Genomic DNA, 17,329 nt, shown 5'->3' on the forward strand with positions numbered 1-17,329 from the left:
CGTTTGTCCATGTGATGCAACACGGAAACGAGCTTGCCAAGCGGCTACGCTGCAAGTGCGAAAGAAAAATTCCTGCGAGTATCGGCGGAATTCGGACCGATTGGTATGGAGCACGCTTTCCCGCGCAATCTCCGACAGTAAATGCCTGCGCTGCAGAGGCTAAGTGCAGTTGGCTTATCCAATGATCCTGGCGCGGGAATCTGCGGGGCTTTCGTATTTCGCCTTGCCTGGGCTTCCAGCAGGCCCCGCGCCGTCAGGTCGGCGCGCAGCGCCGGGGCGCCTTGGAAATGATGCACCTGCCAGCCCAGCGCCCGCGCCGAAGCGATGTTGGCGGCATTGTCGTCGATGAACAACATCGCCTGCGGGTCGTGGCCGAAGCGTTTCGCCGCCATATCGAAGATGCGCGCGTCGGGCTTGGCCAGCTTCTCGTCCCCGGAGACGACGATGTCGCCGAACAGGTCGAACAGCGGCTCCACCGCGCGGTACTCGCGCCAGAACGGGCTGGCGAAGTTGGTGATGGCAAAGAGCGGCACGGCCTGTGCCGCAAGCTCGCGAACGATGTCGTGGCTGCCCGGGACGTTGCCGGGGATCGTTTCCAGGAACCGCGTGGCATAAGCGTCTATCAGGGCGTCGTTGCCCGGGAACGCGGCCTTTCGCTCGGCCACCAGTTCCGCCAGATCGCGCCCGGCATCATGCTCGAAGTGCCATTCCTCGGTGACGACGGTGGTGCAGAACCAGTCCAGCCGCTCCGGCTCGGGGATCAGCTTGGCGAAAAGCAGGCGCATGTCCCACTCGACGAGGACGCGCCCGACATCGAACACGACAGCCGCTACAGGCCCGCGCGCTTCGGCCGGATGGTTTTCTTGGACAGCAGACATGACAAGACCCCCGCACCTGGCGGGGGCCTCATGTCGTCAGACGCAATCGCCCGTCCGCCTTGGTCATCCCCGCCCGATGGCAGGGACAGACAGACGAATCAACCCTGGCGGGCCTTGAAGCGACGGTTGGTCTTGTTGATGACGTAAGTGCGGCCGCGACGGCGGATCACGCGGTTGTCCCGGTGACGACCCTTGAGCGACTTCAGGCTGTTCGTAATCTTCATGTCTAGTCTCGTCTTGCGTGGTCCGGCGGTTGCACCAAGCAAACTGGGGCCGCCGCAAAATAGGAAGTGGCGCCGTTAGTGGGAGCGGCTTGCAAAGTCAAGCCCGAGGGGCCATTTCACCTCGTGCAAGAGCTTCGTTTTGCCGTTCATCCCAAGGCAATCGCAAGCGCCCATAACCCAGGTTCGGGTGCGACCCAACCGATTCTTCGCCAATCGCCTTTTCGGACCCCAACGAACAATGAAGACGCTAAAAACCGCGATTTTCGCTACTGGAATGGTCGCAACGTTGCTTGCCACTCCCGCGCTTCAGGCCCGTCCCGGCTGGGGTGGCGGTTATGGTTCGGGCTGGGGTTCCGGCTGGGGCGATCGATGGGGCGACCCGCTGATGGGCGGCCCGGTCGGCGCGCCGATGTCCTCCAGCCGCACGAAGGATTCGCGCGAAGGCCGCGTGGAAGTGAGCCGATTCGTTGCCCAGGATCCGCAAGCGGCCGATCTCGGCCACGGCGTGGTTTCGGTTCAGTCCGATTCGGGCGAAGGCCAGTGGGTGCCCGGCGCGGAGCGCGCCGCTTATGAGGCCGCCATCGTCGATGCCCTCGTCGGCGCGGGCTACGACACCCAGCACAAGGAAGACAATGGCGGGCAAGTGGCCGAGCTGAAGATCAGCCGCCAGGTCCTGACCCCTGCCGAGGAAAAGCGCAATCCGGTCAGCGGCACCGCGGCCATGGGCGTCAGCAATCGCGGCTCGGCCTACGGGCTGGCCGTGAACGTGGACCTCACCAAGCCCCGCACGGCGCTGATCGGCACCCGGCTCGACACCCGGATCGTCGACAAGGCGAGCGGCAAAGTGCTGTGGGAAGGCTATGCCACGATCGCCACGCGCGAAGGTGACGACAACTGGCCGGACTACCGCATTGCCGGCAAGCTGGCCGCCGCCCTGTTCGACGGCTTCCCCAAAGCCGACCCGGTCGGCGTGTCCGCCCCCCAGGGCTGAAAGTGCAGCGCCGGGGCGCGCGCCTGCCCGCCGGCAGACTGGCCCCGCCGACCAAGCGCAACCCCGCAAGCCGCCCGTGCGACTTTCTCCCTTCACGGGGGTTTATTGCATGAGGAACCGCCTCAGGAGAGCCTGACATGATCCGCATCCGTCCATTCGCCCCCCTGTTCATGGCCCCCCTTCTCGCCGGAGCGCTGGCTCTGGGCGGCTGCGCCGCGCAAGTCGGGCCGGTGGAAGTCACGCGGTTCAGCGCTCCGGACGCATCGATGCTCGGACGCGGGGTGATTCGCGTCGATCCTGCCAATGCGCAGGATGCCTCCAGCCTGGAATTCCGGACTTACGCCGCCGCCGTGGCGCAGGAGCTGGCGAAAGTCGGCTACCGCCAGGCCCTTCCCGGAGAAGCCGTGCGCGACACGCAAGTTGCGGTGCTCTCGGTGGAGCGGCAGGTCTATCAGCCCGGGGCGCGCCGCAGTCCCGTCTCGGTGGGCGTGGGCGGCAGTACCGGCAGCTACGGATCGGGCCTCGGCCTGGGGCTAGGCATCAACCTGGCCGGCAAGCCACAGGACCAGGTGGATACCCGCATGCACGTGATGATCAAGGACCGCCCGGACGGCCGCACCATCTGGGAAGGCCGCGCTGCCTTCACTGTCGGCTCCAAGTCTCCCGTGGCGCAAACTTCGCTGGGCGCTGCAAAAATGGCCGAAGCGTTGTTCAAGGGGTTTCCGGGCAAGTCGGGTGAAACTATCCTGGTGAAATGACCAGCATCCAGATCTCCTCCGCATTCGATTCCGGCAACATCGAAGTCCTTTCCATCGACGGCACCACCGCGCGACTCAAGATCCGGCCGGATCACGAATCGGACTTCCTCCAGTGGTTCCACTTCCGCGTCAGCGCCGCCCCCGGCCAGAGCATCGCGGGCGAGGAACTGACGCTGAAGATCACCGGCCTCAACGCCTCGGCCTATCCGCTGGGCTGGCCTGGGTACCGCGCCTGCGCCTCGGAAGACCGCCAGTTCTGGGGCCGCGCCGAAACCACCTGGGACGGCGGCAAGGACGGCGGAACCCTCACCATCCGCCACACGCCCGATAGCGAACTGGCCTGGTTCGCCTATTTCGCGCCCTATTCGATGGAGCGCCATCACGACCTCGTCGCCTCGCTCGCAGGGCTTGAGGAAGTGGATTATCGCCTGCTCGGCACCACGCTAGACGGCCGCCCGCTCGATTGCCTCTCCATGGGCGACGGGCTCAAGCAGGTCTGGCTCTATGCCCGCCAGCATCCCGGCGAATCGATGGCCGAATGGTGGATGGAAGGCGCTCTGGAAGTGCTGGCCGATCCAGCCGATTCGGTCGGGCGCGAACTGCGCAAGCGGTGCCGCTTCCACGTCGTGCCCAACATGAACCCGGATGGTTCGGCGCGCGGTCACTTGCGCACCAATGCGGCGGGCGTGAACCTCAACCGCGAATGGGCCGAGCCAAGCGCCGAGAGGTCTCCCGAAGTGCTCGCGATCCTGGCCGCCATGGACGAAACCGGCGTGGACTTCGCCATGGACATCCACGGCGACGAAGCCATCCCCGCCGTCTTCCTGGCCGGTTTCGAGGGCATCCCCTCGCTCAAGGCCGAGCAGAAGCAGGGTTACGACCGCTACGCGACGATCCTGGAACGCCGCACGCCGGACTTCCAGACCCGCCTGGGCTACTCCACCGCCCAGCCGGGCAAGGGCAACCTGACGATGTCCACCAATCAGGTCGCCGAGCGCTTCGGCGCCGTGTCCATGACGCTGGAAATGCCGTTCAAGGACCATGACGAAGCCGCCGACCCGCGCCAGGGCTGGAGCCCGGAACGCTCGGCCCAGCTTGGCAAGGACTGCATGGGCGCGCTGCTGGAATGGCTGGTCGAGCAGGACGGCAAGTAAGAACGGCCGCGTGGGCTTGGGGCGCCTGAAGGTCCGGCATCCCAAGCCCGCCGCGGTGAAGGGAACTACCCGTTCACCGGATCAGATCCCGGCCCACTGCCGCAAGGCCTGCCTGACGGCAAGGTTCTCGTCGTAGCTCCAGGACGGCGAGACGGCGGCCGCCGGCACTTCGCCGAGCACGCTCTGCAGCATCATCCAGCCCGAGGCCCAGTCGCCGCGTGTGTCGTCGCAGACGGGGAACGAATCCCAGTCCTTGGCCAGCCGGATCATCGAGCGTTGCTGCGCCATCGATGCATCCAGATCGCCGACCATGAACGAAGTGAAGGGCAGCGCCTGGCGCGGACAGGCGCCGAAGCGCGAAAGGCGGCGGTCAGCGCCCGGCAGGTCCATGTTCGGCGGATTGACGACGATCGCGCCGAGCACCGGGTTTTCCGCGCCCAGTCCCTCGAACTCCACCCACCAGGCAAGCGCGAGGGCGGCGATGTCGTCAGTGACGATCACCACCGGCCGGTCGGCACGGCGAACCGCGAGGTTGAGCTTGTTGACCCAGGTATTGCGGTGCGGCTCGTCCCAGAGGCCCAGCTCCAGCACCCGGCAATGCTCGCTCCAGCGCGCCCAGCGGTTCATCCAGTGCCCTTCGGCAAGGGGCGCGCCCGGCACCAGGAGAATCAGCGGTACATGGTCCTGCGCGCGGGGATAACGGTAGTGTGTCATGGGGTGCTCCAACGCTGTTGGGGATACCGCCGGTCGACTCTGTCTACGTCCCGACCAGACGCACCATAACTCAACTGATTTGGTTGACAATAGGATTCCGACAAAGCGATGCGCTGCCGCGCCGCTTCGAAAAGGCCGCGCGGCGGCGTGTGCATCGTCAAAGGGGAAAAACCTCGGTCCTACAGGAGGTTGGCAGGTCCGAAAGCGTGAGGGAGCAGCGCGGACAGCGTCGTTTCCAGCACACCTTCCGCGCCGTCGCACCAGACCACCGGGTCGGTGCCGCCGACTTGCGCGATCTCGTTGAGGATCTGGCGGCAGCGCCCGCAGGGGGTGACGGTATCGCCCTGCCCGGCCGCGCCCGGAGCGCCGCCGGTCACGGCCACGGCTTCCAGCTTTCCGGGCTGCCCGGATGACAGGATCGCGGAAACCGCAACCGTTTCCGCGCAGAGCGACAGGCCGTAGCTGGCGTTTTCGACATTGGCACCGGTGACCACCGAGCCGTCCGCCATGAGCAGCGCGGCGCCGACATGGAACTTCGAATAGGGCGCATAGGCGCGCGACGCGGCCTCGCGCGCGGCCACGAGCAGGGCGTCGCGCTGTTGAGTGGTGAAAGTCATGGCTGCACCACTACCCAGCGCAGACCCCCTTGCGCAATCTCGCTCGCGAGCGAGCCGTTCGCCGTCCACAGGGACCACGGCCGGCCGCCATAGTCGGGCAACATGCGATCGCGCACCAGCCAGAGGTTGCGATCCAGCTTGGCCGCGATGCGGTAGCGGTCCTCGAAAGCCTTGCTGACCTTGAGAATCACCGGCTTGCCTGCGTGCGTCTCGATCTGGTTGATGAAAGTCATCAACTCGCTTTCGACTTTGGCGTCGGATACGTTGGTAGGGCAGCCGTCCGCCAGGATGTCGAGGTCGATGGCCGGCGGCAGCAATACCGAATCGCGCGGCACGGTAGTGACGAAATTGGCGGACTGCATTTCCGCCGGCTGGCAGGGATCGTAGCGGTGGACGGCCCCCACTTGCAGCCCCGCCGCCTTGGCCGCCACGAAATTGGCGACGAAGCGCGGATCGCGCGCAAAGGCGCTGACGCTGGCGCTGGCATCGATATAGGCGAAGTCCACGCCGACCGCCTTGAGCGACTTCCAGTTCACCTCGCCGTCGGCGGCGCCGATTTCTACGCCCTGCATGGGATAGATCGAACGGTCGGGCGTCCAGTGGCGCAGATGCCACCAGCCCCAGCCCCCGGCGACAAGCGCCAGCAGCAACAGCACCGCGGCGATACGCCACAGGATGCGCGCGCGCGCCTTGGCGGCCAAACCCTTCCTCGTCATCGTGAAGCCCCCTTCAGCCGCGAATATGCAGGACGCAGATCAGCGTGAAAAGCCTGCGTGCTGTGGGGTGATCGGTGGCGACTTTGCCGTCCAGCCTTTCGAGCAGGAGTTCGGCGGCCGAATCGTGGATGCCGCGCCGGGCCATGTCGATCGTCTCGATTTCCTGGGCGGAAGCCTTGCGAATCGCCTGGTAGTAACTTTCGCAAACGGCGAAATATTCGCGCACGGGCCGGCGGAAACGGGCCAGCCCCAGCATCATGGTCTCCAGCGGATTGCCGGATTCGTCGGCCAGTTCCAGCGAGAGGCGGCCGTCGCGAACGGAGAGGCGCAGCCGGTAAGGCCCCTCGTGCCCCGCCTCGAAGGCGCGGACCGGCTTGAAGACGTTGTCTTCGATGAGGTCGAAAATGGCAATGCGCCGCTCCTGCTCGATATCGGCGTTGCGCCACAGGATGGTCGCGTCGTCCAGCTCGATATGGGAGATGCGCGGATCGGACATGTTCCCTTGCCCTTTACGCGTTCGCAGCATGGGGTCGCAAGGGGCGTTGTCGCGTGGGCGTTTTTGTCCGATCGCACGGTCAGGCAAAAACAGGCGCCCGCCCGATTCGAGCGGCATCGGATGTCGAAGGCGCCCCCGGTGAAGACGTCATCCCGGCCCAAAACCGCTCCTCAACACCCTGTGGATTAATATCACTCTTCTGCTCGCTTGCTGCCGGGGGGCGAGATGGGGCATTGTCCGCCCCCTCATGTCACAACAAGCCGCCATTGCCCTCGCACCCGAGGCCGAAGCCCGCAGTCTGCCCGCCAACGTCGAGGCCGAGGCCGCATTTCTGGGCGCCGTCCTGATCGACAACCGGGTGATCGAGGAACTGCAGACGCAGCTCACCCCGATGCACTTCTACGAACCGGTCCATGCCCGGATCTACGAGCGCATCCTGCAACTGCTCGATCGCAAGGCGGTGGTGACGCCGGTTACCCTGCGCCCCTATTTCGAATCGGACGAAGCGCTGAAGGCGCTGGGCGGCGTGTCCTACCTCGCCCGCCTCACGGCCGACGGACAGGGCCTGCTGGCCCCGCGCGAGCTGGCGGACCAGATCTACGACCTTGCCCTGCTGCGCGAACTGATCTCGGTGGGCCGCAATCTCGTGGCCGAGGCGATGGATACCTCCGAATCGGTCGAACCGATGGAGCAGGTGGAACGCGCGGAAGCCGCACTGTACAAAGTGGCCGAAGGCGCTTCGACCGCGAACGAGGCCAAGAGCTTCGCCGCCGCCACCCGCACCGCCATCGGCGCCATCGAGAAGGCGTTCAATTCGGGCGGCCATATCTCGGGCAAGACCACGGGCCTCAATTCGGTCAACGGCAAGATCGGCGGCCTGCACGATTCCGACCTTATCATCCTTGCCGGCCGTCCCGGCATGGGCAAGACCTCGCTCGTCACCAACATCGCCTTCAACGCCTCGGACCGGCTGCAGCGCGACCTGGCCGACGGCATTCCGGCCGAGAAATCGGTCGGCGCGGCAACGGCCTTCTTCAGCCTCGAAATGAGCGCCGACCAGCTGGCCACACGTATCCTGGCCGAACAGTCGGGCATCAGCTCCGAAGCGCTGCGCATGGGCAAGATCAGCCGCGAGGATTTCCAGCAGCTGTCCTTCGCCAGCCAGCGCCTGGCCGAACTGCCGCTCTATATCGACGATACGCCCGGCCTCACCATCGCCGGCCTGCGCACCCGTGCGCGCCGCCTGAAGCGCCGCCACAATATCGGCCTGGTGATCATCGACTACCTGCAGCTGCTCCAGGGCTCCGGCCGCGCCAACGACAACCGCGTCAACGAAATCTCGGAAATCTCGCGTGGATTGAAGACTCTGGCCAAGGAACTGCACGTTCCCGTGATCGCGCTGTCGCAGCTTTCTCGTGCGGTGGAATCGCGCGAGGACAAGCGGCCGATGCTTTCCGACCTTCGCGAATCGGGCTCGATCGAGCAGGACGCGGACATGGTCTGGTTCGTGTTCCGCGAGGATTACTACGCCAAGGGCGTCGAACCGCGCGAACCCGGCGATAACGATCCGCCAGACGTCCACGCCAAGTGGAACGAATGGCGCGAGCACATGGAGCGCATCACCGGCCTGTCCGAACTGATCATCGCCAAGCAGCGCCACGGCGCCACCGGCAAGGTGCGCCTGCGCTTCGAAGCGCGGATCACCAAGTTCTCCGATCTGGCCGACGACGACATGCGCGCGGCGTTCGAAAGCGACTGACCATTCCCACGGGCAAGCCGAAAAGGATACGATGAGCGACCAGAAAGTCCTGCTTCTCGCCGGCGGCAGCGGTTCGATCGGCAGTGCCATCGCCCGCCAGGCCCTGGCCCATGGCTGGAAGGTCGCTCTTCATGGACGCACCCAGGAAAAAGTGACGGCGCTCGTCACCGGGCTTTCCTACCTTGGCACCGTGGACGGCTTTATTGCCGATGTCTGGGAAGAGGACGCGGCGGAAACCCTGATCGCCGAAGTGGGCGAGCAATATGGCCGGATCGACGCGGTGATCGATTGCGTCTCCACCGGGCCGCTCGGCATAACCGGACTGCTACCCGAGACCGCACCCGAGACCTTCGGCGATTTCCTCAATGTCTCCGTCGGCTGGGTCGAGCGGCTCGCGCTCGCCAGCTACGGTTTTCTGGGGACGCAGGGCGGCACGTTCATCGCCCTCGTCTCCGACGCGGGGATCTACGCGGCGGCGCGCCAGAGCCTGATCGGCGCGGCCCGGGCCGGGACCATCGGCTTCGTGCGCAATTTCGCGGTCGAAGCCGCGCGTGACGGCATCCGCGCCCACGCCCTGTCCACCAGCTTCGTCGAGGGCAGCGAAAGCGCCATCCGCATGGGATCGGAGCGGATGGCCCGCGCCGCCCGCCGCGCCGGCCTGGGGCTGCCGACCGCGGACGACATCGCGCCGCTGGCCCTGTTCCTCTGTTCCGACGGGGCCGCGAAGATCACCGGGCAAGTCATCAGCGTGAACGGCGGCCTGAACGCCTGAGAATTCGCGACCCGCGAATTCGGGGTGCGGGCCGGTGCCGTCTCAAGAAATGCCCGCATGGGAATTTTTCAACGATCGCGCGCGCGTCTCATCCGGCCAACGCATGCCGAAACCGTGCAAGGCGCTGCATGGCCTCGTCCAGCACTTCCGCCGGCTTGGTGAAGCAGAAGCGGACCAAATGGCCCGGTGCCTGCGCGCCCTGGTAGAGCGCGGAAACCGGCACGGTCGCCACCCCGGCCTCCACCACCGCCCGCTCGCTGAAAATCCGGTCCGCAAGGCCGATGCCCGAAGCGGACAAGTCGACATTGAGGAACCAGGTCGCCGCGTTCGGCAGAACGACGAAGCCCGCCTGCGCCAGCCCCGCTTTCAGCTGCTCGCGGGATTCCGCCCATTGCGCCCGTTGACCCGCCAGCACCGCATCCGGCAGCGAGAGCCCTTCCCCCACGGCCCATTGCAGCGGCACCGCCGTGGCATAAGTCAGGAACTGGTGCGCGCGCGAAATCGCCGTGCCCAGCGCATCGGCGGCGATCATCCAGCCGATCTTCCAGCCCGTCAGCCCGAAGATCTTGCCTGCCGAGCCGATCTTAACCGTCCGGTCGGCCATGCCGGGGAACGCCATGAGCGAGCGGTGCGCAACCCCGTCGAAACGCACATCTTCCCAGACCTCGTCGCTAATCGCGATGAGATCGTGCGCGGTGCAGGCCCGCGCGATCGCGGCGAGTTCCTCGTGGCTGGCGACCGTGCCCGCCGGGTTGAGCGGGTCGTTGAACATCAGCACCCGCGTCCGCGGCGTAATCGCTGCCTCCAGCGCCTCGGCAGGGTAGCGGAATTCCTGCGGCAGCAGCGGGATCGAGACTGGAACGCCGCCCGCCCGGCGCACCAGCGGCGCATAGGCGTCATAAGCGGGCTGGAACAGGATCACCTCGTCCCCCGGCTGCACGAAGGCGAAGATGGCCGCAGCCAGCGCCTCCGTCGCGCCCGAAGTTACGGTGACTTGCTCCGCGGTAACCGGCAGGCCCTGCCGCCGCCCGTAATAGCCGCAGATCGCCTCTCGCAGTTCGATCAGGCCCGCGCCGGGCGGATACTGGTTCGACCGTTCGAACAGGGCGCGGCTTGCCGCCTCCAGCAGGGCGGGCGGCGGCGCCCCGTCCGGAAATCCCTGCCCCAGGTTGATCGCCCCATGTTCGCGCGCGAGCGCCGACATGCGGTCGAACACCGTGCGCTCCATTTCCGCATAGACCGGATGAATGCGGTCGGCTGTCTTCATGCCCGCAGGGGCTCCCCATCTTGTCCGGGCCGTTGCCACGCCAGTGCCCGGCCCTCCGGCGCCTTACCTCCGACAAACCGCCCGCAAGAGCAAGAGCGCTGCACGCCGGAGCGAGATCGGCACGAACCGCGCCGAATGCCCGAGCCACAGGGAACCAGCGCGCCCACCACGCGTCATTGGCTTGATGGAAATCGCCTTCCGCTTGCGCCGGGGAGGATATAGCACGCACACATCCCCGCGCAGCCCGGACGGACACTCGCTGCTCCCGGCGAAGCGAGAGACTTGCCCGACATGAACCGACCAGTGCTGTTCTCTACCCCGTTCATCGAACGGCTGCCCCTGATCCCAGAGCGGCCACTGATGCGCTACGGCACCACGGCGGCGCTCTGCATCCTGGCGGCCTGGCTGCGGTGGGAACTGGATGCCGCCTTTCCGCCGGGCTATCCTTATCTCACGTTCTTTCCCGCCGTGATCCTTTCCTCGTTCCTGTTCGGCCCCCGGCCGGGGATCATGGCTGCGGTGATCTGCGGGTTCTTTGCCTGGTACTTGTTCATCCCGCCCCGTTTCGGGCTGGCGCTAGATTACAAGTCGCTGGTTTCGCTGGCCTTCTACACCGGCGTGGTAGCGGTGGACATTGCCCTCGTGCATCTGATGCAACGGTTCAACGCGCGCCTTCACCTCGCGCGGGAGGAAGTCCGCCTGCTGGCCGAAGAGCGCGGCGTGCTGGCGGAACGCACCGAGCTACTGTTCCAGGAGCTTCAGCACCGGGTGGGCAACAACCTGCAGATGATCGGCGCCGTCCTGTCGCTGCAATTGCGCGGGCTGGAGGAACCGACCGCCCGCCGCGCCATCGCCAATGCCGCCGGCCGGCTGCAGGTGATCGGCCGCATCCAGCGCCAGCTCTATCGTCCGGACGGCGAACTTGTGCCCCTCGACCGCTTCGTCCACGATCTCTCGGGACAAGTCATGGATTCGAGCGGCCGGGAAGACATTTCCTGCAAGGTCGCCGTGGAGCCCGGCATCGTACTGCGGCCCGATGCCGCCGTGCCCGTGGCCCTGATTATCTCCGAAGCCATGGCCAATGCGCTGGAACACGGCCTGGCTGCGCGCGACAGCGGCCTCATTCGCATCGACGTGCGCCGCCAGAACGAAGGCATCGCCCTCAGCGTGGAAGACGACGGCGCGGGCCTGGCGCCGGATTTCCAGCCCGACCAAGCCGAATCGATCGGGCTGCGGATTTCCCGTGTCCTGAGTCGCCAGCTGGAAGCCCGGCTCACGTTGGAAAATCTGCCCTGCGATTCGGGTCGCAGCGGGGCAAAAATGACCCTTCACCTGCCGCCAAGCCGTTTTGCCGAAGCGGAATGATCAGCAATGTCGCATCTCTGAGCCGAAACGATTACACTGACCCGCTCTGCTAACTTGCGATTCAGCCGCCCGACCCTACATTGGCGGGCGAAAGGACGGTTTCTCCCAAGATGAACGACGATCAGCCTAGCGGCAATCCCTGGGTTAAGAGCCTGCTCGTATGGGGCGGCATCTTTCTCGCGCTTCTCATGGTGGTATCCATGTTCAACACCCGCAGCGAGAGCGGGCCCATGATCGCCTATTCCGATTTCCGCGCGAAAGTTGCCGAAGGCAGCGTCCAGAGCGTGGAAGTGGGAGAGGACAGCATCGATGGGAAGATGAAGAACGGCGATACGTTCCGCACCGTCCCCGTCCCCGGAGACACCACGCTCACTCCGCTGCTTCAGCAGGGCGGCGTGCAATATGCCGGCAAGACGCCCGAGGAAGGCAGCCTGCTCGTCTACATCCTCGCGCAGACCCTTCCCTTCCTGTTGATCGTCGGCATTGCGTTCTTCGCGCTGCGCCAGGTCCAGAAGGGCGGCGGTTCGGGCGCGATGGGCTTCGGCAAGTCCAAGGCCAAAATGCTGACCGAGCGTTCGGGCCGCGTGACTTTCGACGATGTCGCCGGCATCGACGAAGCGCGGGAGGAACTGGAGGAAATCGTCGAGTTCCTGCGCGATCCCACCCGCTTCTCGAAGCTGGGCGGTCAGATCCCGAAGGGCGCGCTGCTGGTCGGTTCGCCGGGTACCGGCAAGACCCTGCTCGCCCGTGCCATCGCCGGTGAGGCGGGCGTGCCGTTCTTCACGATCTCCGGCTCGGACTTCGTCGAGATGTTTGTGGGCGTCGGCGCCAGCCGCGTGCGCGACATGTTCGAACAGGCCAAGAAGAACGCGCCCTGCATTGTCTTCATCGACGAAATCGACGCGGTCGGCCGCCATCGCGGTCATGGCCTCGGCAACTCGAACGACGAACGCGAGCAGACGCTGAACCAGCTTCTGGTCGAAATGGACGGCTTCGAGGCCAACGAGGGTATCATCATCATCGCGGCGACCAACCGCCCTGACGTGCTGGATCCCGCGCTGCTGCGCCCGGGCCGCTTCGACCGTCAGGTCGTGGTGCCGGTGCCGGATATCGAAGGCCGCGAGAAGATCCTGGCCGTGCACATGAAGAAGGTGCCGCTGGCGCCCGACGTCAACCCGCGCGTGATCGCGCGCGGTACGCCGGGCTTCTCGGGCGCCGATCTGGCCAACCTCGTCAACGAAGCCGCCCTGCTCGCGGCGCGCCGCAACAAGCGCCTGGTCGCCATGCAGGAGTTCGAGGACGCCAAGGACAAGGTCATGATGGGCGCGGAACGCCGCTCGATGGTCATGACCGACGACGAGAAGAAGATGACCGCTTATCACGAGGCCGGCCACGCGCTCGTTTCGCTGCATGAACCGGCATCCGACCCGATCCACAAGGCTACAATCATCCCGCGCGGCCGCGCGCTGGGCATGGTCATGCGCCTGCCGGAGCGTGACAGCTACTCGTATCATCGCGACAAGATGCTGGCGAACCTCTCGGTTGCCATGGGCGGCCGCGTGGCGGAAGAGATCATCTTCGGCTACGACAAGGTTTCGTCAGGTGCCTCGTCTGACATCCAGTATGCCACCAGCCTGGCCCGCAACATGGTCACCAAGTGGGGCATGTCGGATAAGCTGGGGCCGATCCAGTACGAGGAAAGCCAGGAAGGCTACCTTGGTATGGGCGGCACTCAGCGTACCATGAGTTCGGTGGATACCAACAAGCTGATCGACAGCGAAATCCGCGGCCTGGTCGACAATGCGCATGCCCGCGCCACGCAGCTGCTCAACGAGTATAGCGAGCAGCTGGAATCCCTGGCCCAGGCCCTGCTGGAATATGAGACGCTCTCGGGCGACGAGATCAACCAGCTGCTGGAAACCGGCAAGCTCGATCGTCCGAGCGAACCGCGCGGCCCCGGTGCACCGCGACCGCTGACCGGCTCTTCGATCCCCAAGGCTGGCCGCCGTTTCTCCGGCAGCGCCACCCCGCAGGGCGCCTGACGGAACAGACATCCCGGAACACGAGTTCTCCTTCGGGAGAATGCAGGAGGTGGCGCAAGGCTTAACGGTCTTGCGCCCCTTTGCCGTTAGCGCCGTGAGGATTTGGTCCGGCGCCCGTTCGGTCCGCTTTAACATCTTGAGCCGATTCGAACTCGGCCGGCCATTCCGCCGGTGCTACTTTGGCAGGCTGTTAACGGAGCTTCTCGTACTATGACCGTGATCGTAGGGATGGAAGAACCCGGTGTATTCGCCCGCCAAATGGGTCGAGGAGCCTGTTACGGGTGCAGCAACCGCAATACTCTGGCTCTACCATCGTGGGGAGGGATCTGCGAAGCTGCCGACTGAAGATTTCTCCTCGGATTTCTAAAACTCGGCAAGTTGGCAGTCCGCGCAGCGGCCTGTCGGCCGTCTTTGAAAAACGTACGAAGGCCGTCGGTCGAACTGGGTAGGCAGATGCGGAAGAGGGTCGTGCGGAGTAAGGATGGCGATATGAACTCGATCTCCTTCTCATTAATTTCCCTTCGCTTGCTCGAACAGCCGTTTCGATTCCGGAACGGATCAAAGCTCGGGGGACCTGCCGCCGATTAAGGACTAGAGGGTGAGCGACTTTCGAAGAACCGGGACTATGCCGGGCTTTCAGGCGTTGCAGAATTTGCGCTGATCAAGATGCTTTCGCCACACCGTGGGTCCGGGCCATCCTCAAAGGGATGCTTTGAGAACGGGCGCTGCGCAGGAGGCAAAAAGAAAGCCGGCCACAAGGGCCGGCTTGGAAAGTCTTTGGGAGAGGATGCCTGAAAGGCAGGCTCTCTTTGGCCTCGGGACGGCGCGGCCACAATTGCAAATCATGCACCCGCTGTTGCGTTCCGGAGCGAGCTTCAGGACAAGGCCGAGGTTCCCAGTCCGGTCGGCGCGGATGGACGTCCACTTGAACGGTTCAGGACCAGCAACCCGCACAGGCCCGAAAGAACCGAGGGCAGGACGTAGGCCATGCGAATCGCGAGGCTGGCCGCCGCTCCGGCAGGACCTCCCGCATGGAAACCCGAAGCCCCGATCAACCAGAGGACGAGCCCCGCACCAAGGCCGAGCGCCAACTTCAGCGTGACACTGGACAGGGCATAGTAACTTCCCGACATGCGCGCGCCGCTACCCGCGCCCTTCTCGGCGACATCGGCCACCATGGCGCGCAGCAACATATAGTCGATGCCCCAGGCCAGCCCGCGCAGTACCAGGAACAGACCGAAGAGGGTTGCGCTTCCGGCCGGCACCAGCAGCGCCAACGGCATCGTCAGGGCCTGCCAGGCGAAGCCGATCGTCAGCACGCGGCACCGTCCGAGCCGGTCGGCCATCGTCGCCCACAACGGCAGGGTGAACAGCGCCATGACCGGCTGGATCAGCAGGAGCATGGCGCCCTGCCCCTTCAGCCCCAGCACGGGTTCGGCCAGGAACAGGAACGTACTGGCGGTGGAGGCATCGGCAATGCCGCATAGCAGGTAGAGGAGTAGAATCCGCCGCAAGGCCGGGTCGCGCGTCATTCCGGCAAGCAGGCGCTGCAGCGACGCGCGGGACATGACGGCGCCGGGCGCCCCAGGCACGGCCGCCGGCTCCCGGAAAACCGCCAGGACGGTCAGCACCGTGATCGGCGCGGCGACGGCGATGACAAGCCCCAGGGTGGCCGCCAGCGAACGAATGCCGAAGCCGAATTGCCGCTCCAGCAGGCCTATGACTGCCAGCATGCCGATCGATCCCAGCACGCCGAACCAGACTTTCGCCCCCATGATGCGGGTGCGCTCGGCCTCGTCGTCCGACAGTTCGAGGCCCCAGCCGCCATGCGGGGTGACGATGAATGAATAGCCCATGTGGAGCAGCAGGCTCGCGCCTACCACGCGGACAATCCCGGCGCCCGACGGTGCGAAAAACAGCAGAATCGCGCCGACGGGAACGAGCAGTGCGCCGGCCGCCATCCATGGTGCTCGGCGCCCGAATCGGGTCTTCACATGGTCGCTGAGCCATCCCAGTACGATGTCGGCAAAGGCGTCCATGATGCGGACCCCCAACATCAGGGCGCCCGCGGCGGCCAGAGTCACGCCCACCGATTGCGTCAGGAAAGCCGGCAGATAGGCACGCCAGGCCAGTTCGACGGCCTGGAACAGCAGCACGGGCAGCGAAAACACGGCCAGCCCGGCCAGACCCAGGCCTCGGCGCGGACCGGCGATTCCGGACTTGCGCCATACGCCCGAGGAAATGCCAGGGTTCACACGCGAACGACTAAAGCGGCTCGATGACATTCGCGTGACCGCAACTGCGCAGAGCGTGTCCGGCGAAGTACCGGTTCAGAAAAAGTCCCATTTAGAGGAATTGCATTTCATTTTCAGCACCGGAAAGCTAGTCTTCATTCGGCGTGAAAGCACGCTCGACCGGGACAGGAGAAGGTTTTGCCGCAGGCTCATCGCAGGACACGCTTCCCCCTGTTCCTTGCGGGTCTGGCGCTGGCGCTGATTTCGGACGTCGGGGTGGTCTCGAACACGTCCGCCAAATCTCGCACGGCCGCGCCGCAATCCCCGGCCCAGGCACCGTTGAGCTTGCCGGACATGCCGCTGCACGATCCCTGGATCGTCGCGGACGCAAAAAGCAGGACGTACTACCTCTTCACCAGCAACGACGCCGCGATGACAGGCGACGGGCGGCTCGGCATCATGGTCTACACCAGCCGCGACCTGAAGCACTGGACCCGGCCGCGCATCGTCTTCTCCGTTCCGAAAGATATCTGGGCGGATGGCGGCGCCTGGGCACCCGAAGTTCACCGCTGGAAAGGGCGGTGGTACCTGTTCACCACGCTTCACAACGAAGCGCTCCCCCTGCCCGGGGCCGCCAAGCCGAAAGCGCCGCGTCCGACCTATCGCCGCGGAACGGTGCTGGCCGTGGCCGACCGTCCAGAGGATCCCTATCGTCTTGTCCGCAAAGGAGAACCCATCGTTCCGGCTTCCGAGATGACCCTCGACGGAACGCTGCATGTCGATGCGAAGGGCCGGCCCTGGCTGGTCTATGCGCACGAATGGCTGCAGATGGGCGACGGCACGATGGAAGCCATGCCGCTCTCCGACGATCTGGCCCCGGCTGGCCCGGCCAAGAGGCTCTTCCATGCCAGCGAGGGCCCCTGGGTGCGGGGACAGAAGCAGCCTGCGGGCGATACCGTGTTCGTCACCGATGGTCCGCAGCTTTACCGCACGCGGACAGGGCGGCTGCTCATGCTCTGGTCCAGCTACGGTGAAAAGGGCTATGTGGAAGGGCTTGCCCGTTCGCGGACCGGCCTGATCGAAGGGCCATGGGAACAGCTCGGCACGTTGGTCGAGCGCGACAGCGGCCACGGCATGCTGTTCCGGGCCTTCGACGGGCGATCGATGATGATCATCCATCGCCCGTTCCACAATGCGCGGGGCAAGCTCTACGAAATGCGCGATGACGGCGAACGGCTGACAGTGGTTCGCGAAGCCACCGAACTTGATGGCGAGACTTGCCCTACCCATACGTCGGCAAGCGACAGCCCCGCCGGCACGGCACCGTGCTGAACAGATCGGT

The 17,329-nt window shown here is 65.4% G+C and carries 15 protein-coding genes and 1 pseudogene; 8 read left to right on the plus strand and 8 right to left on the minus strand.

Annotated elements, in window-relative coordinates; translation table 11 throughout:
• Positions 1 to 236: 236 nt before the first annotated feature.
• Positions 237 to 878: pseudogene (locus AC1VV3_RS21340) on the minus strand (HAD family hydrolase); the annotation flags it as partial.
• 98 nt (positions 879 to 976) lie between these two features.
• Positions 977 to 1,102, minus strand: a complete 126-nt coding sequence (ykgO, locus tag AC1VV3_RS21345; RefSeq protein WP_021235112.1) for a type B 50S ribosomal protein L36 — start codon at positions 1,100 to 1,102, stop codon at positions 977 to 979.
• Positions 1,103 to 1,376: 274 nt separating this feature from the next.
• Between ykgO and AC1VV3_RS21350 the strand changes: the two genes are divergently transcribed.
• The 3 genes from AC1VV3_RS21350 to AC1VV3_RS21360 all read left to right on the plus strand — a co-directional run bounded on the left by AC1VV3_RS21350 (position 1,377) and on the right by AC1VV3_RS21360 (position 4,005).
• Positions 1,377 to 2,093, plus strand: a complete 717-nt coding sequence (locus tag AC1VV3_RS21350) for a DUF4136 domain-containing protein (protein WP_482962431.1) — start codon at positions 1,377 to 1,379, stop codon at positions 2,091 to 2,093.
• 137 nt (positions 2,094 to 2,230) lie between these two features.
• Positions 2,231 to 2,851: a DUF4136 domain-containing protein gene (locus AC1VV3_RS21355; protein ID WP_314467155.1), complete on the plus strand. Its 621-nt coding sequence runs from the start codon at positions 2,231 to 2,233 to the stop codon at positions 2,849 to 2,851.
• Complete coding sequence (locus tag AC1VV3_RS21360) at positions 2,848 to 4,005, plus strand: M14 family metallopeptidase (protein ID WP_132267432.1); 1,158 nt, start codon at positions 2,848 to 2,850, stop codon at positions 4,003 to 4,005. The genes AC1VV3_RS21355 and AC1VV3_RS21360 overlap by 4 nt, the downstream gene beginning before the upstream one ends.
• Before the next feature lie 81 nt (positions 4,006 to 4,086).
• On the opposite strand, the gene AC1VV3_RS21365 is transcribed toward AC1VV3_RS21360, so the two are convergent.
• The 4 genes from AC1VV3_RS21365 to AC1VV3_RS21380 all read right to left on the minus strand — a co-directional run bounded on the left by AC1VV3_RS21365 (position 4,087) and on the right by AC1VV3_RS21380 (position 6,548).
• A complete protein-coding gene (locus AC1VV3_RS21365) occupies positions 4,087 to 4,719 on the minus strand; it encodes an RBBP9/YdeN family alpha/beta hydrolase (protein ID WP_132267434.1) in 633 nt (210 codons plus the stop codon).
• 179 nt (positions 4,720 to 4,898) lie between these two features.
• Positions 4,899 to 5,336, minus strand: coding sequence for a cytidine deaminase (locus AC1VV3_RS21370; RefSeq protein WP_134093461.1), 438 nt, complete (start codon positions 5,334 to 5,336; stop codon positions 4,899 to 4,901).
• Positions 5,333 to 6,052, minus strand: coding sequence for a glycoside hydrolase family 25 protein (locus tag AC1VV3_RS21375; protein WP_482962432.1), 720 nt, complete (start codon positions 6,050 to 6,052; stop codon positions 5,333 to 5,335). The genes AC1VV3_RS21370 and AC1VV3_RS21375 overlap by 4 nt, the downstream gene beginning before the upstream one ends.
• Positions 6,053 to 6,065: 13 nt before the next feature.
• Positions 6,066 to 6,548 carry a UPF0262 family protein gene (locus AC1VV3_RS21380; protein ID WP_314467159.1) on the minus strand — a complete coding sequence of 161 codons (483 nt, stop codon included), beginning with the start codon at positions 6,546 to 6,548 and terminating at the stop codon, positions 6,066 to 6,068.
• Positions 6,549 to 6,795: 247 nt separating this feature from the next.
• Between AC1VV3_RS21380 and AC1VV3_RS21385 the strand changes: the two genes are divergently transcribed.
• Positions 6,796 to 8,307: a replicative DNA helicase gene (locus AC1VV3_RS21385; protein ID WP_132267440.1), complete on the plus strand. Its 1,512-nt coding sequence runs from the start codon at positions 6,796 to 6,798 to the stop codon at positions 8,305 to 8,307.
• Between the two features lie 31 nt (positions 8,308 to 8,338).
• Entirely contained in the window at positions 8,339 to 9,079 is a 741-nt protein-coding gene (locus AC1VV3_RS21390) for an SDR family NAD(P)-dependent oxidoreductase (protein WP_132267442.1), read from the plus strand.
• An 88-nt stretch (positions 9,080 to 9,167) separates the two neighbouring features.
• On the opposite strand, the gene AC1VV3_RS21395 is transcribed toward AC1VV3_RS21390, so the two are convergent.
• Positions 9,168 to 10,346: an aminotransferase gene (locus tag AC1VV3_RS21395; RefSeq protein WP_482962433.1), complete on the minus strand. Its 1,179-nt coding sequence runs from the start codon at positions 10,344 to 10,346 to the stop codon at positions 9,168 to 9,170.
• A 291-nt stretch (positions 10,347 to 10,637) separates the two neighbouring features.
• On the opposite strand from AC1VV3_RS21395, the gene AC1VV3_RS21400 reads away from it, so the two are divergent.
• Together AC1VV3_RS21400 and ftsH are read left to right on the plus strand one after the other, a co-directional pair.
• Complete coding sequence (locus AC1VV3_RS21400) at positions 10,638 to 11,711, plus strand: sensor histidine kinase (RefSeq protein WP_482962434.1); 1,074 nt, start codon at positions 10,638 to 10,640, stop codon at positions 11,709 to 11,711.
• 110 nt (positions 11,712 to 11,821) lie between these two features.
• Entirely contained in the window at positions 11,822 to 13,753 is a 1,932-nt protein-coding gene (gene ftsH / locus AC1VV3_RS21405; RefSeq protein ID WP_431568928.1) for an ATP-dependent zinc metalloprotease FtsH, read from the plus strand.
• A gap of 875 nt (positions 13,754 to 14,628) precedes the next feature.
• Here ftsH and AC1VV3_RS21410 read toward each other — a convergent pair.
• Positions 14,629 to 16,008: an MFS transporter gene (locus AC1VV3_RS21410; RefSeq protein WP_482962435.1), complete on the minus strand. Its 1,380-nt coding sequence runs from the start codon at positions 16,006 to 16,008 to the stop codon at positions 14,629 to 14,631.
• 177 nt (positions 16,009 to 16,185) lie between these two features.
• Here AC1VV3_RS21410 and AC1VV3_RS21415 point away from each other — a divergent pair, with 177 nt between their 5' ends.
• Complete coding sequence (locus AC1VV3_RS21415; RefSeq protein WP_482962436.1) at positions 16,186 to 17,319, plus strand: glycoside hydrolase family 43 protein; 1,134 nt, start codon at positions 16,186 to 16,188, stop codon at positions 17,317 to 17,319.
• The last annotated feature ends 10 nt before the right edge of the window (positions 17,320 to 17,329 follow it).

This window comes from Novosphingobium sp. BL-S-34, from assembly GCF_056857015.1.

Bases quoted from the DNA above. Each gene is read 5' to 3' on its own strand.
- AC1VV3_RS21395 (WP_482962433.1), bottom strand. From the start codon at position 10,346: ATGAAGACAGCCGACCGCATTCATCCGGTCTATGCGGAAATGGAGCGC.
- AC1VV3_RS21355 (WP_314467155.1), top strand. From the start codon at position 2,231: ATGATCCGCATCCGTCCATTCGCCCCCCTGTTCATGGCCCCCCTTCTC.
- AC1VV3_RS21365 (WP_132267434.1), bottom strand. From the start codon at position 4,719: ATGACACACTACCGTTATCCCCGCGCGCAGGACCATGTACCGCTGATT.
- AC1VV3_RS21350 (WP_482962431.1), top strand. From the start codon at position 1,377: ATGGTCGCAACGTTGCTTGCCACTCCCGCGCTTCAGGCCCGTCCCGGC.
- AC1VV3_RS21400 (WP_482962434.1), top strand. From the start codon at position 10,638: ATGAACCGACCAGTGCTGTTCTCTACCCCGTTCATCGAACGGCTGCCC.
- AC1VV3_RS21385 (WP_132267440.1), top strand. From the start codon at position 6,796: ATGTCACAACAAGCCGCCATTGCCCTCGCACCCGAGGCCGAAGCCCGC.
- ftsH (WP_431568928.1), top strand. From the start codon at position 11,822: ATGAACGACGATCAGCCTAGCGGCAATCCCTGGGTTAAGAGCCTGCTC.
- AC1VV3_RS21360 (WP_132267432.1), top strand. From the start codon at position 2,848: ATGACCAGCATCCAGATCTCCTCCGCATTCGATTCCGGCAACATCGAA.
- AC1VV3_RS21390 (WP_132267442.1), top strand. From the start codon at position 8,339: ATGAGCGACCAGAAAGTCCTGCTTCTCGCCGGCGGCAGCGGTTCGATC.
- AC1VV3_RS21380 (WP_314467159.1), bottom strand. From the start codon at position 6,548: ATGTCCGATCCGCGCATCTCCCATATCGAGCTGGACGACGCGACCATC.
- AC1VV3_RS21370 (WP_134093461.1), bottom strand. From the start codon at position 5,336: ATGACTTTCACCACTCAACAGCGCGACGCCCTGCTCGTGGCCGCGCGC.
- ykgO (WP_021235112.1), bottom strand. From the start codon at position 1,102: ATGAAGATTACGAACAGCCTGAAGTCGCTCAAGGGTCGTCACCGGGAC.
- AC1VV3_RS21375 (WP_482962432.1), bottom strand. From the start codon at position 6,052: ATGACGAGGAAGGGTTTGGCCGCCAAGGCGCGCGCGCGCATCCTGTGG.